This window comes from Bradyrhizobium guangdongense (genome assembly GCF_004114975.1).
In the GTDB taxonomy this organism is placed as follows: domain Bacteria; phylum Pseudomonadota; class Alphaproteobacteria; order Rhizobiales; family Xanthobacteraceae; genus Bradyrhizobium; species Bradyrhizobium guangdongense.
Genome location: NZ_CP030051.1, coordinates 5970747 through 5983711, shown reverse-complemented (window position 1 = coordinate 5983711; position 12965 = coordinate 5970747). Strand labels below are relative to the sequence as shown.

Annotated in this window: 12 protein-coding genes; 6 read left to right on the top strand and 6 right to left on the bottom strand. The window is 64.0% G+C overall.

Annotation, left to right across the window (positions count from 1 at the left end; translation table 11 throughout):
- Window positions 1-138: 138 nt before the first annotated feature.
- The 6 genes from petA (at window position 139) to X265_RS28515 (ending at window position 7855) form a co-directional block, all read left to right on the top strand.
- Window positions 139-669: a ubiquinol-cytochrome c reductase iron-sulfur subunit gene (gene petA / locus X265_RS28540; protein ID WP_092298606.1), complete on the top strand. Its 531-nt coding sequence runs from the start codon at window positions 139-141 to the stop codon at window positions 667-669.
- Window positions 670-730: 61 nt separating this feature from the next.
- Window positions 731-2803 carry a cytochrome b/c1 gene (gene fbcH, locus X265_RS28535; RefSeq protein WP_128967854.1) on the top strand — a complete coding sequence of 691 codons (2073 nt, stop codon included), beginning with the start codon at window positions 731-733 and terminating at the stop codon, window positions 2801-2803.
- A 146-nt stretch (window positions 2804-2949) separates the two neighbouring features.
- On the top strand, window positions 2950-3624 hold the full coding sequence (locus X265_RS28530) for a dienelactone hydrolase family protein (protein ID WP_128967853.1): 675 nt from the start codon (window positions 2950-2952) through the stop codon (window positions 3622-3624).
- Window positions 3625-3718: 94 nt separating this feature from the next.
- Complete coding sequence (locus X265_RS28525) at window positions 3719-4903, top strand: DMP19 family protein (RefSeq protein ID WP_128967852.1); 1185 nt, start codon at window positions 3719-3721, stop codon at window positions 4901-4903.
- Window positions 4904-5140: 237 nt separating this feature from the next.
- Window positions 5141-7306, top strand: coding sequence for an anthranilate synthase component I (locus X265_RS28520; protein WP_128967851.1), 2166 nt, complete (start codon window positions 5141-5143; stop codon window positions 7304-7306).
- A 9-nt stretch (window positions 7307-7315) separates the two neighbouring features.
- Complete coding sequence (locus X265_RS28515; protein ID WP_128967850.1) at window positions 7316-7855, top strand: adenine phosphoribosyltransferase; 540 nt, start codon at window positions 7316-7318, stop codon at window positions 7853-7855.
- 14 nt (window positions 7856-7869) lie between these two features.
- Here X265_RS28515 and X265_RS28510 read toward each other — a convergent pair whose 3' ends face one another.
- From X265_RS28510 to X265_RS28485, 6 genes are all read right to left on the bottom strand, one after another.
- Complete coding sequence (locus X265_RS28510; RefSeq protein WP_128967849.1) at window positions 7870-8202, bottom strand: GIY-YIG nuclease family protein; 333 nt, start codon at window positions 8200-8202, stop codon at window positions 7870-7872.
- An 84-nt stretch (window positions 8203-8286) separates the two neighbouring features.
- The gene (locus X265_RS28505) at window positions 8287-8955 is read right to left on the bottom strand and encodes a P-loop NTPase family protein (RefSeq protein ID WP_128967848.1); all 669 of its coding nucleotides are present in this window, start codon (window positions 8953-8955) and stop codon (window positions 8287-8289) included.
- Window positions 8956-9015: 60 nt separating this feature from the next.
- Complete coding sequence (locus X265_RS28500) at window positions 9016-9768, bottom strand: P-loop NTPase family protein (protein ID WP_128967847.1); 753 nt, start codon at window positions 9766-9768, stop codon at window positions 9016-9018.
- A 196-nt stretch (window positions 9769-9964) separates the two neighbouring features.
- Window positions 9965-11209, bottom strand: a complete 1245-nt coding sequence (locus X265_RS28495; protein WP_128967846.1) for a M48 family metallopeptidase — start codon at window positions 11207-11209, stop codon at window positions 9965-9967.
- 32 nt (window positions 11210-11241) lie between these two features.
- Window positions 11242-11802 (bottom strand): LemA family protein, encoded by a 561-nt coding sequence (locus tag X265_RS28490; RefSeq protein ID WP_128967845.1) that lies wholly within the window; start codon window positions 11800-11802, stop codon window positions 11242-11244.
- Window positions 11803-11934: 132 nt separating this feature from the next.
- Window positions 11935-12915 (bottom strand): small ribosomal subunit Rsm22 family protein, encoded by a 981-nt coding sequence (locus X265_RS28485; RefSeq protein ID WP_128967844.1) that lies wholly within the window; start codon window positions 12913-12915, stop codon window positions 11935-11937.
- Window positions 12916-12965 lie beyond the last annotated feature (50 nt).

Below are 12965 nucleotides of genomic sequence, written 5' to 3'. Positions count from 1 at the left end.
GCTGTTTTCGCCTTGTTTTGGCGGGGAAGCGAAGTTCTGCCGCCGCGGGGGGCCGCGGGCGCCGGCAGCACTGTTCCGGGGACCTTGGGGGCTCCTGGAGCGGTTCCACCGGTCGCATAAGAAGAAAGGGTTGGAATCGTGACGACAGCGTCTTCGGCGGACCATCCGACACGCCGTGATTTCTTATTCGTTGCAACGGGGGCGGCCGCAGCAGTAGGGGGCGCAGCCGCGCTCTGGCCCTTTATCTCCCAAATGAATCCGGACGCCTCGACCATCGCCGCCGGTGCGCCGATCGAGGTCGATCTCAGCCCGGTGGCCGAGGGACAGGACATCAAGGTGTTCTGGCGCGGCAAGCCGATCTACATCAGCCACCGCACCAAGAAGCAGATCGACGAGGCGCGCGCCGTTCCCGTGGCGAGCCTGCCCGATCCGCAGTCCGACGAGGCCCGGGTGAAGTCCGGCCATGATCAGTGGCTGGTCGTGATCGGCATCTGCACCCATCTCGGCTGCATCCCGATCGCCCATGAAGGCAATTACGACGGGTTCTTCTGCCCCTGCCATGGTTCGCAGTACGATTCGTCCGGCCGCATCCGCCAGGGGCCCGCGCCCGCGAACCTGCCGGTGCCGCCGTACACTTTCGTTTCCGACACCAAAATCCAGATCGGCTGAGCTTCGACCCGCGTCCGAAGCTTCGCGCCGTCTCGTCGTTTTATTTCCTCAGGATCGCATCATGAGCGGACCATCCGACTACCAGCCGAGCAATCCGGCCCTGCAATGGATCGAGCGGCGCCTGCCGATCTTTGGTCTCATGCACTCTTCCTTCGTCGCCTATCCCACCCCGCGCAACCTGAACTATTGGTGGACCTTCGGCGCCATCCTCTCCTTCATGCTGGGGATTCAGATCCTGACCGGCGTGATCCTGGCGATGCACTACACGCCGCATGCCGATCTCGCCTTCAAGTCGGTCGAGCTGATCGTTCGTGACGTGAACTACGGCTGGCTGCTGCGCAACATGCATGCGGTCGGCGCGTCGATGTTCTTCTTCGCGGTCTACGTCCACATGCTGCGCGGCCTCTATTACGGCTCGTACAAGGAGCCGCGCGAGGTGCTCTGGATCCTTGGTGTCATCATCTATCTGCTGATGATGGCAACGGGCTTCATGGGATACGTGCTCCCCTGGGGCCAGATGAGCTTCTGGGGCGCCACGGTCATCACCAACCTGTTCTCCGCCATTCCCTATGTCGGCGAGAGCATCGTGACGCTGTTGTGGGGCGGCTATTCGGTCGGCAATCCGACGCTGAACCGCTTCTTCTCGCTGCACTATCTGCTGCCGTTCCTGATCGCGGGCGTGGTCGTGCTGCACGTCTGGGCGCTGCACGTCGCCGGCCAGAACAATCCTGACGGCGTCGAGCCGAAGACGGAAAAGGACACCGTGCCGTTCACGCCGCACGCGACCATCAAGGACATGTTCGGCGTCGCCTGCTTCCTGCTGCTCTACGCCTGGTTCATCTTCTACATGCCGAACTATCTCGGCGACGCCGACAACTACATTCCGGCGAACCCGGGCGTGACGCCGCCGCACATCGTGCCGGAATGGTATTACCTGCCGTTCTACGCGATCCTGCGTTCGATCCCGAACAAGCTCGCCGGTGTCATCGCGATGTTCTCGGCGATCATCATCCTGTGCTTCCTGCCCTGGCTCGACAGCGCACGGACGCGTTCGTCGAAGTACCGCCCGCTGGCCAAGCAGTTCTTCTGGATCTTCGTGGTGGTCTGCATCCTGCTCGGCTATCTCGGTGCGCAGCCGCCGGAAGGCATCTATGTGATCGCCGGCCGGGTCCTGACGGTGTGCTACTTCGCCTATTTCCTGATCGTGCTGCCGCTGCTCTCGCGTATCGAGAAGCCGCGGCCGGTGCCGAACTCGATCTCGGACGCAGTGCTTGCCAAGACCGGCAGCAGGTCGACGCCGATGGTCTCGACTGCGATCGCGCTGGCCCTGGCAGGCGCGCTATTTGCCGCCTCGGCAGACAACGCCCGCGCCGAGGAAGGTGGCACCAAGCCGCCGGCCAACAGCTGGTCCTTCGCGGGTCCTTTCGGCAAGTATGACCGTGGTGCGCTCCAGCGCGGCCTGAAGGTCTACAAGGAGGTCTGCTCCAACTGCCACGGCCTGTCCTACATCGCGTTCCGCAACCTCGCGGAAGCCGGTGGACCCGGTTACTCGGTGGCGCAGGCCGCGGCCTTTGCCTCCGACTACAAGATCAAGGACGGACCGAACGACGCCGGCGATATGTTCGAGCGCCCGGGTCGGCCGGCCGACTATTTCCCCTCGCCATTCCCGAACGAGCAGGCGGCTCGCGCGGCGAACGGCGGCGCGGCGCCGCCCGATCTGTCGCTGATCACCAAGGCGCGCTCCTACGGCCGCGGCTTCCCCTGGTTCGTCTTCGACTTCTTCACCCAGTACCAGGAGCAGGGCCCGGACTATGTCGCCGCCGTGCTCCAGGGCTTCGAGGACAAGGTGCCGGAAGGCGTGACCATTCCGGAGGGCTCGTACTACAACAAGTACTTCCCGGGCCACGCGATCAAGATGCCGAAGCCCCTCAGCGACGGCCAGGTGACCTATGACGACGGTTCGCCGACGACGGTCGCGCAGTACGCCAAGGACGTCACCACGTTCCTGATGTGGACCGCCGAGCCGCACATGGAGGCGCGCAAGCGCCTCGGCCTCCAAGTGTTCGTATTCCTGATCATCTTCGCGTTCCTGATGTACTTCACCAAGAAGAAGGTCTGGGCCGACTCGCACTGAGCGGCGCGCGAAACGAGAATGAAAAAGCCTCCGTAAGGGGGCTTTTTTATTGGACACGCGCGTGTGTTGTCCGGCGCGATTGCCTATCGCGCGCGCAGCCGCCAGAATACCGCCAACCGCCCTCAGAAACTCACCCGGAGGACACCATGGGAACCGCCATCACTTTCAAGCGCCCGGACGGCAAGGATGCCTCCGGTTATCTCGCCAATGCCGCGCGCGGCAACGCGCCGGGCGTGGTCGTGATCCAGGAGTGGTGGGGCCTGTCGGACCAGATCAAGGGTCTTTGCGACCGCTTTGCGCTCGCCGGCTTCGATGCGCTGGCGCCCGATCTCTACAAGGGCAAGGTGGTGCCCTATCACGACACGGATTCCGCCAACAAGGAAATGAACTCGCTCGATTTCATGGACGCCACCACGCAGACCGTGCGCGGCGCCGTGCAATATCTGTCGCGCAACGGCGCCAAGGTCGGACTGACCGGCTTCTGTCTCGGCGGCGCCGTCACTATCATCGGCGCGGTGCATGTGCCGGAGCTGGCCGCGGGCGTCGTGTTCTACGGCATCCCGCCGGAGCAGGCCGCCAAGCCCGCCGACGTCAAGATCCCGCTCCAGGCCCATTTCGCCAACAAGGACGATTGGTGCACGCCGGAGCTGGTCAACGGCTTCGAGAAGGCCATGAAGGCTGCCGGCAAGTCGCTTGAGCTGTTCCGCTATGACGCCGAGCACGCCTTCGTCAATGAGCAGCGCCAGGCCGTGCACGACCGCGAAGCCGCCGAGCTCGCCTGGGGCCGGGCGACGGAGTTTTTCCGGAAGCATTTGGGGTAGGGCTTCATGGCGACGCGCGCGGGAGCGCCCCCCTTTCACACAATCCTAGGATGTGGTTGTGTAGCTCGTGGCTAAAAGACTGCGGAGGTGCACGATGATTGTAGATGGCCGTTTGAGGACCGTTATCGTGCGTCACGACGACTTCGAAGCGGCCAAGGACCCGAAAAAGGCCGGCTCCCTCACTGCCGCTGTGGCAAATTGCGTCGTCGAACTTCAATATTTCGGTAGCTACACGAGGAACGAGCTGCCCGAGGCGGCCATTCAGGCCTACCACGCCGATCTCTATTTAGGTCAGGTTCTCAATGGCGGCCACAGCCAGTTTATTCACAACGTGGGAATCGAGATGCTTGCGACGACAGCCGGCGATGCGCTCGCTGGACTCAAGGCCATGGGAGCGAGCGCGCAACACCAGATATTACAGGAGATGATCGATTGGGTGCAGGCTCATCCCGGCGAAGCTGTGGTTCAGAGCGGCTTCGATAATCGAGCCCCGGCGCTTGATGCGCTCGACGACCGTTTTTACGAGGCAGAAGAGGAGGAGTCCATGATCCCGCTCGCGGCCAGATGGATCGCGGGCTGGCCCGAACTGCGCGTCGTGCCGCAGGAGGAGTACGCCTCCGAGATCAAACGGCTAGCGCAACTTCATCCGCACCAGTCGCGCCGGGTTTGGAGAAGCGTTGAGGACATCCGCTTCCAGATGACTGACGATCTGCAAATCACGATCGCTGCGGCATGCGGCGCCGTGTTGCCGGAGGCTGAGTGCAAACTCGAGGTTCGCGCGGGAGGTAAGATGGTCGTGGAGGGCCAGCAGTGTATGGCCTTTGGCGTCGGCACAGATAAGGGATCGCGGCTGTGCGTCTTTGAAGAAGCGGGTGGCCGGCTCTATGAATTCGTCGCGCGCAGCCCCACTTCGCCGGTTGAGCCGGCGAAGTCGGAGACCTCGACCAATCTGCGGCGGCTGTCCGTCGTCGGAGCCGACGCGATCCGGAACTTCTCGACGATTGCCGAGCAAAATTTGGCGGCCGAGGCCATCGACCTGTTGCTGAGAAAGTCGGATCTCGATCCGGTGGCGATGATTACGGCGTTGAGGGTGAGCGACGAAGGGGCAGTATGGTATGCCGTCTCCGGAGAGACCTGCATCACGGTCGCGACCTTGAGGGACCGGGCTGATCTCGTCGGATCTGACGGCAAAGCCATTCTCTCGGTGACGCGGGCCGAAATCGAGCGCCATGCCGCCGAGGCGGCCGCTGGTGGCGCGAGTATGCGGGCCCAAGCGTGACGTGCCCCTTTCGGCGATCTCGGACGATTCGGTTGCCCTTGACGTCGCCCCCGCGCCATGGTGAGTATCCGCCTATGAGCACCGCAGCCCGCCCATCCCGTCGTTGGTGGCGCACCTCCTAAGAGGTGGCCGGTGCGATTTCGTTTCCCAAAATCGTCTGAGGTCGCCAGCACAGCGCGGCGGCCTGATCGTTTGTCCTGTGTGGCGTTCCCTCGGCAAGTTTCGTAAGAGGACCCCATGAACAGGACAGTCTTTGCTCTTCCGCCCAAAAGCGACTACGTCACCCGCGGGGGTCTTGCGATCGCCCGCGTGGCCGAGCAGTTCACCGGTCACGCCGACCGGCTCGACGATCTCATCAATCTGCTCGACCGCCGCCGCGGCGTGGTGCTCTCCTCGGGGACGACCGTTCCGGGCCGCTACGAAAGCTTCGATCTCGGCTTCTCCGATCCGCCGCTCAAGCTCGAGACATCAGGCGTCAATTTCAAGCTGGAAGCGCTCAACGATCGCGGGCAGGTGCTGATCGCCTTCCTTGCGGACGTCCTGCGCGAGCCCTGCGTCGTGATCGCGCAGAAAACCCCCACGCGGCTTGCCGGTCACATCATCCGCGGCGATGCGCCCGTGGAGGAAGACCAGCGCACGCGGCGTGCCAGCGTGATGTCGTTGGTGCGCGACATCGTTGCCGCCTTCTCTGCCAATGACGACGGGCTGCTCGGTCTGTTTGGTGCTTTCGCCTATGATCTCGTGTTCCAGATCGAGGATCTCGTCCAGAAGCGCCCGCGCGAGCAAGACCAGCGCGACATCGTGCTTTACGTCCCCGATCGTCTGCTGGCCTATGACCGCGCCACGGGGCGTGGCGTGGTGCTCTCTTACGATTTCGCGTGGAAGGGCCGATCGACTGAAGGCCTGCTGCGCGAGACGGCCGAGAGCCCCTATGTGAAAACGGGACGCCAGGGCTTTGCCGATCACGCGCCCGGCGAATATCAGGCGACAGTCGAGACCGCGCGCGCGGCCTTCGCCCGCGGCGATCTGTTCGAAGCGGTACCAGGCCAGCTCTTCGCCGAACCCTGCGAGCGCTCGCCGGCTGAGGTCTTCCAGCGGCTCTGCGTCATCAACCCGTCGCCTTATGGCGCGCTGATGAATCTCGGCGAGGGCGAATTCCTCGTCTCCGCCTCGCCCGAAATGTTCGTGCGGTCCGACGGACGCCGGGTCGAGACTTGCCCGATCTCGGGCACGATCGCGCGCGGCAGCGACGCGATCGGCGATGCCGAGCAGATCCGCCAGCTCCTGAACTCGGAGAAGGACGAGTTCGAGCTCAACATGTGCACCGACGTCGATCGCAACGACAAGGCGCGCGTCTGCGTGCCCGGCACGATCAAGGTGCTGGCGCGGCGGCAGATCGAGACCTATTCAAAGCTGTTCCACACCGTCGACCATGTTGAAGGCATGCTGCGCCCCGGCTTCGACGCGCTCGATGCCTTCCTGACCCATGCCTGGGCCGTCACCGTCACAGGTGCGCCAAAACTCTGGGCGATGCAGTTCGTCGAGGATCACGAGCGCTCGCCGCGGCGTTGGTACGCGGGTGCGATCGGTGCGGTGAATTTCGACGGCAGCATCAACACCGGCCTCACCATCCGCACCATCCGCATGAAGGATGGTCTCGCCGAGGTCCGCGTCGGCGCCACCTGCCTGTTCGACTCTGATCCCGCGGCGGAAGACCGCGAGTGCCAGGTCAAGGCCGCGGCGCTGTTCCAGGCGCTGCGCGGCGATCCGCCGAAGCCGCTGTCGAGCTTTGCGCCTGACGCGACCGGCTCAGGCAAGCGGGTGTTGCTGATCGACCACGACGACAGCTTCGTGCACATGCTCGCCGATTACTTCCGTCAGGTCGGCGCCAGCGTCACCGTGGTCCGCTATGTGCATGCGCTCGACATGCTCAAGCAGAAGAGGTGGGATTTGCTGGTGCTGTCGCCCGGCCCGGGCCGACCGGAAGATTTCGGGATCAAGAAGACGATTGATGCGGCGCTGGAGAACAAGCTGCCGGTGTTCGGCGTCTGTCTCGGAGTGCAGGCGATCGGCGAATATTTCGGCGGCGAGCTCGGTCAGCTCACCCATCCCGCCCACGGCCGGCCGTCGCGGGTGCAGGTGCGCGGCGGGCGCCTGATGCGCAACCTGCCGAACGAGATCGTCATCGGCCGCTATCACTCGCTCTTCGTCGAGCGGGAGAGTATGCCCGAGGTGCTCAGCGTCACCGCCAGCACCGAGGACGGTGTTGCCATGGCGCTGGAGCACAAGACCCTGCCGGTCGCCGGCGTGCAATTTCACCCGGAATCACTGATGTCGCTCGGCAACGAAGTGGGATTGCGTATTGTTGAAAATGCGTTCCGGCTGGACGCACCGGTCAATTGAGAGGCACCAATGACCTTTGATCACGATATCAAGGCGAGCGTCCGCACCATCTCCGACTACCCGAAGCCGGGGATCATGTTCCGCGACATCACGACCTTGCTCGCCGATGCGCGCGCCTTCCGCCGCGCGGTCGACGAGCTCGTCAATCCCTGGGCCGGCAATAAGATCGACAAGGTCGCCGGCATGGAAGCGCGCGGCTTCATCGTCGGCGGCGCCGTGGCGCATCAGCTCTCGGCCGGCTTCGTGCCGATCCGCAAGAAGGGTAAGCTGCCGCATACCACCGTGCGGATCGCCTACTCGCTCGAATACGGCATTGACGAGATGGAGATGCATATCGACGCCATTCAACCCGGCGAGCGCGTCATCCTGGTCGACGATCTCATCGCCACCGGAGGCACCGCCGAGGGCGCGGTGAAGCTGCTGCGCCAGATCGGCGCCAATGTGGTCGCTGCCTGCTTCATCATCGACCTGCCCGAGCTCGGCGGTGCGGCCAAGCTGCGCGCCATGGACGTGCCGGTGCGCACGCTGATGACGTTCGAGGGGCATTGAGGTCGCGGCCATCTCTAGATCGCCTCGGCTTTCAATTCGGCCCGCCAATGCTGCACGCGCTCCTTCAGCAGCGCGTTCCTGACATAGGTACTTTCCTCATCCTCCAGACGCTCGCATTCGTCGAACGTCAGGCCGGCTTCGCCATGCGTGTTCCAGGCGGCCTGCAGGCTGCGGCAGGGATGGCCGCCCTGGCGCAGGGTGAACCAGATGCGGTTCTGGATGGTCTCGAGGTTCGGAGCCTGGCCGACCCAGGCCTCGCCCGAGGCGGCGCAGCGCACGACATAGATGCCAGCGATGGTCTTCCGCTCCTTGTACGCGGCGATGGCTGCTTTGCGGTCGGTGTTCACGGGAGGGGGCCTTGCTGAGGACGCTGTTGCGCAGCCTCAGTAGCGGCACAGACGCTCGGCGTCAATATTACCCGGATGAAATATTCAGGACCGCTGCAGGATCAGGCTAAGCTCGAGCTCGCGGAAGGCGAGGTAATTCCGCCGGATCCACTGGTGCAGCTCGGTCGAGGAATCCTTCTCGTGGCGCAGATAGCCGGTGAAGGAGAAGTTCAGGCGATCGATATAGGTCTTGAGGAAGCCGGGGAGCGCCGGCAGGCGGAACAGGCGACCGCCTTCCATCGCGGGCGGCAACTCGCCGCGGATGACGAACTCGTTGTCGATGGTGATGAGGTTCATCCGCGGGATCTGCTGGCGCAGCATCTCATGAGCGCGAGCCGAGACCCGGTCGGTGTCGGCCATGAACAGGATCTGTGGCGCGACATGCCGCCGCGCGGCCTCCTTGAGCAGGCCGATCTCGTCGGTCATCTTGAAGAACTCGTCGAAGGCGTGGAAGCCGAGGTCGATGACCTTGGCGAGCCCGTCATCGATGATGACCCGGTCCATCAGCTGCATCTTGCCGTAGGTGTCGATCACATCAGCCGTTTCGGTGACCCGCGGCAGGTAATCGAGCAGCGACGGCTCCTTCAGATTGACGTCGAAGGCCGCGACGTTGCCGTTCTTGAGCAGCAGGAATTCGGCAAGCAGCCGCGCCAGCAGGGTCTTGCCGACCTGCGGGCGGGGCGAGCAGATGATGTAGAGAGGTGTCGCGGACATCGACAGCTATATCAGGCCAACTTTGCGCCCAATCCAGCCGTATCAGCCCGGCCTTCGCAACTATTTTTCGCTGTTGCGGGTCACCGGCTTCGAACCGACGATGTCGGTCAGGCGGATGCGGTCGTACTCGCTCCAGACATTGGCCAGCCAGTGCCGGACATAGCCGCGCAACACGAAGGAATAGTTCGCGGCTTCGTCGTTGATGCCCTTGTTGGCGACGAATTTCAGGAACGGGACGGAGGAGACCTCGACCTGCTCATAGGCCATTTCGTTGAGCTTCGGGATGGTCAGCTCGGTCGCGTCCTTGATGCGGTGGAAGTAGGAATTGTAGGTGGCCTGGTCCCACTGGAAGAACTGGGTATCGTTGATGAAGTTCTTCACCAGGAAATATTTTGCGCCGCCCATGAAGCCGGCCGTCTCCGCGATCTCCTCGAGCGAGGCGATCGAGGGGCCGAGAATGTGGAACACGGCGAAGGTGATCTGCCCGGCTTTGGCCGCATCGAGGAAGCCGATGTCGCGCAGCGAGGCCAGTGCGGGCGAGAGCAGGCCGGCGCGAACGTCGATCACGGTCACCGACGGGCTCACGGCGTTGAGCGTATCGAAGATCTTCATCTGATCGGCTGTCGTCGTCATATCGACGATTTCGGTGATCTCGGGGTGGAAGCGCTTCAGCGTTCCCCGCGGCGACTCCGTGTCGAACGCGCGCGTCGGCACGTTGTTGGCGGAAAAATAATCGAGCAGGGTACGCGATACCGTGGTCTTGCCGACCCCGCCCTTGTCTGCGCCCACCACAACCACTGCCGGCTTTGCCATCGCTGTCCCCTAACGCGCGCCCCCGATCGCGAGGTCGCAATCGGCCAGGCCCCAAATCGGTGTCCCGAGTCTGCTGTTGGGCGCGAACATGGCAGAAACAAGGGAGAATTCAATTCCTCGGCAGCCCGTAGCTGCAATTCCCGAAGTTTTTCCGGATCGCTGCGAAATCGGCTCAAGACAAAGGCAGATCGCGCGCTCAGTGGCGGCCCCACGGGCCCATGGGATTGCCTATCGGGCCCAAGGGATTGCCTCCTGCGGTTCCGGATGCGCCGGGGGCGGGGATGGACGATGGCGTGGCTCGGCTGCCCGCATCATTCCACGGTCCCTGTGGAAGCGGCGGAGGGGCGTCCTGCTGCTGGCCCTGCGCCTCCGGCTCGTCCGGGGCGGACTGTTCCGTCTCGTCGGCTGGCAGCGGCAGCGGCAGCGGGCCGGGATCGTGGCCGCCGGCGAATTTGACCAGCGCGTCGACGCGGGACTGTACCGAGGGATGGGTTGCAAACAGATCGGCAAACCCCTCGCGAGGATTGTCGACGCAGAGCTCCATCACCGCGGAGGTCGCGTCCGGCAATTCGCCGCGGCCCTCGATCTTGCGCAACGCCGAGATCATTGCATCCGGGTTTTTCGTCAGCTCGACCGAGCCGGCATCGGCGAGATATTCGCGCGAGCGGGACAGCGCCAGCTTGACGACCTGCGACATCAGCCATGCCACCACGATCAGCACGACCGCGATGATGATCACGATCACCGCGCCGCCACCGGAATTCTTGCTGTCGCTCGATGACGAGGACGACCGTGACGAGGAGGAGCCCGACGACCACGAGCCGCCGGAATTCCAGCTCAGATTGGTGAACAGGCGGAAGAACAATTCGCCGAAGAAGCCCACGACGCCGGCGATGATGACGGCGACCACCATCAGCTGCACGTCGCCGTTCTTGATGTGGGTCAGCTCGTGGCCCAGCACCGCCTCGATCTCCTGGTCGTCCAGGGCGTCGAGGAGGCCGGTGGTGACGGTGATCGAATACTGCCTGGGATTGAGCCCGGTCGCGAACGCGTTCAGCGCCGGGCTCTCCATGATCTTCAGCTTCGGCATGATGATGCCGCGCGAGATGCAGAGATTTTCGAGCAGGTTGTAGAGCCGTGGCTCCTCCTGCCTGGTGACGTCGTGGCCGCCGGTGACCGCGTCGATCATCGACTGGTGGAAGAAATAGGCGATGACGATCCAGGCCGCCGCCGCGATCGTCGCGAAGGGGGCGGCCTTGAGCAGGTCGGCGAAAGCCTGGTTCAGATAATAGGTGACGGTGCCGTTGCCGTTGATGACGACCTCGGCGACCAGCGCGCCGGCAAAGACCAGCACATAGACCAGCGCGAACAGACCGGCGAGCAGCAGCATCGAACGAAACTTGTTCGAGGCGATGTGCGTGTAGAGACCATACGCGGCCATGACGCGCTGCCCTGCCGGCCTTTTCGCTCAGATCAGAATTTCACCTGGGGCGCAGCTTCGACCTCGGTGCGGCTGGTGCCGAGATCGAAAAAGTCCTTCCTGGTAAAGCCGAACATGCCGGCGAACAGTGCGGCGGGCATCTGCTGGATGCCGGTGTTGTATTCCTGGACCGCGTTGTTGAAGAAGCGCCGGCTCGCCGCGATCTTGTTCTCGAGATCGGACAGCTCGGATGCGAGCTGCTGGAAATTGGCGTTGGCCTTGAGGTCGGGATAGGCTTCCGACAGCGCGATCAAGCGGCCGAGCGCGCCCGACAGCTGGGTCTCGGCTGCGGACACCTGCGCCGGCCCCTGCGCCGACATCGCCGAATTGCGCGCCTTGATGACGTCGTCCAGCGTGCCGCGCTCGTGCGAGGCATAGCCTTTCACCGTTTCGACCAGGTTCGGAATCAGGTCATGACGCTGCTTGAGCTGGACGTCGACATCGGCAAAGGCCTGGCCGACGCGCTGGCTCAACGCCACCAGCCGGTTATAGGCGCTGAAGGCGAACAGCACGAGGACGACGATGATGCCGAGAACGATCCAGCCGGTCGACATGGAAAACTCCTGAAGGGAATTGAGGCGGACAGCGTAAACCAAAACGAGGCCGGGAAGAGCCCCGCGGAGAGAAGGTAAGACTTGGTCGGATCGGGCGCCATCCGAGTTCAATGGGAAAAGTGCCTGATGGGGTTAACTTTCGGACAGAACGGCATCGCCCCAGCGCCAGCGCCGGGCGCCTGCATAGGCGGCTTTGTCACGCCGCGGCACCTTCGCGAGTTCGAGGCCGTCCTCGGTGCAGAGCTTGGCCGTGATTTCGGCCTTGCCGACGTCAGGCGGCGCCAGCACGCGCGCGGCGCGGGTTGCGGGCGGCATGCGGGTCAGGGCGAGGTAGATGAAGCGCTCGTCCTCGAACGGCACCTCGGCGCCCTTGATCTGGCGGTGCGCTTGCGAGCGCGGCAGGCGCTGGTTGAAATGGCACCAGTCGGGCGCAACCAGCGGGCAGGGCTTTTCGTGCGGGCAGGGGGCGGCGACATAGGCGCCGGCCGCGATCAATTGCCGGCGCAGCGCGAGGATGCGGAGATAGCCGGAGGGCGTGCCGGGCTCGATCACGACCAGCGCCTGGCGCGCCTTCGCCCACATCGTCTCCGCCAGCCTGCGCTGGTCGCCCTCACTGAGCTCGCCGATGACGTAGCTGGCTATGACGAGATCGGCTTGCGCGACTTCGGCAAGGTTGGTGGCGGCGTCGCCCGGTAAGTAGCGGCAGTCGGAGAGGCGCGAGCTGTCGCGCGCCAGTTCGAGCGCGAGCCGGCTCAGCGTCGCATTGGCATCGAGCAGGGTGAAATCTTGCAGCGAGGAGAATGCCTCTGCGGCCGCCCAGCTTGCGGTGCCCGGGCCTGCGCCGACGTCGAGCAACGTTTCCGGGGCGAAGTCCGGTGCAATTTCGATGAAGGCGCTCAGGCTTGCGGCCACGGCGGCATAGGTGGCCGGCATGCGCGCCAGCGCATAGGCGAGTGCATCGGCTTCCGACTTGATCGTGCCGGAGCCGCCGCCCGCGCGGTAGGTGGTCGAGATCTTCTGCGAACGCTGCGCCGCGTCGGTGCGCGAAAAGCCCTGGAGCCTGGCGTCGAGGGCCGCTTTCAGTTCAGGCGGGAGTGTGGGCGCTATCATCATCCGCAGTCATGCCCCGCGACGGCGGGGCATCCAGTACTCCGAGACAGTGC

What these genes read in the sequence shown, in the direction of transcription:
- X265_RS28520 (WP_128967851.1), top strand. Translation starts at nt 5,141, where the DNA reads ATGAACAGGACAGTCTTTGCTCTTCCGCCCAAAAGCGACTACGTCACC.
- X265_RS28490 (WP_128967845.1), bottom strand. Translation starts at nt 11,802, where the DNA reads ATGTCGACCGGCTGGATCGTTCTCGGCATCATCGTCGTCCTCGTGCTG.
- fbcH (WP_128967854.1), top strand. Translation starts at nt 731, where the DNA reads ATGAGCGGACCATCCGACTACCAGCCGAGCAATCCGGCCCTGCAATGG.
- X265_RS28515 (WP_128967850.1), top strand. Translation starts at nt 7,316, where the DNA reads ATGACCTTTGATCACGATATCAAGGCGAGCGTCCGCACCATCTCCGAC.
- X265_RS28485 (WP_128967844.1), bottom strand. Translation starts at nt 12,915, where the DNA reads ATGATGATAGCGCCCACACTCCCGCCTGAACTGAAAGCGGCCCTCGAC.
- X265_RS28495 (WP_128967846.1), bottom strand. Translation starts at nt 11,209, where the DNA reads ATGGCCGCGTATGGTCTCTACACGCACATCGCCTCGAACAAGTTTCGT.
- X265_RS28505 (WP_128967848.1), bottom strand. Translation starts at nt 8,955, where the DNA reads ATGTCCGCGACACCTCTCTACATCATCTGCTCGCCCCGCCCGCAGGTC.
- X265_RS28525 (WP_128967852.1), top strand. Translation starts at nt 3,719, where the DNA reads ATGATTGTAGATGGCCGTTTGAGGACCGTTATCGTGCGTCACGACGAC.
- X265_RS28500 (WP_128967847.1), bottom strand. Translation starts at nt 9,768, where the DNA reads ATGGCAAAGCCGGCAGTGGTTGTGGTGGGCGCAGACAAGGGCGGGGTC.
- X265_RS28530 (WP_128967853.1), top strand. Translation starts at nt 2,950, where the DNA reads ATGGGAACCGCCATCACTTTCAAGCGCCCGGACGGCAAGGATGCCTCC.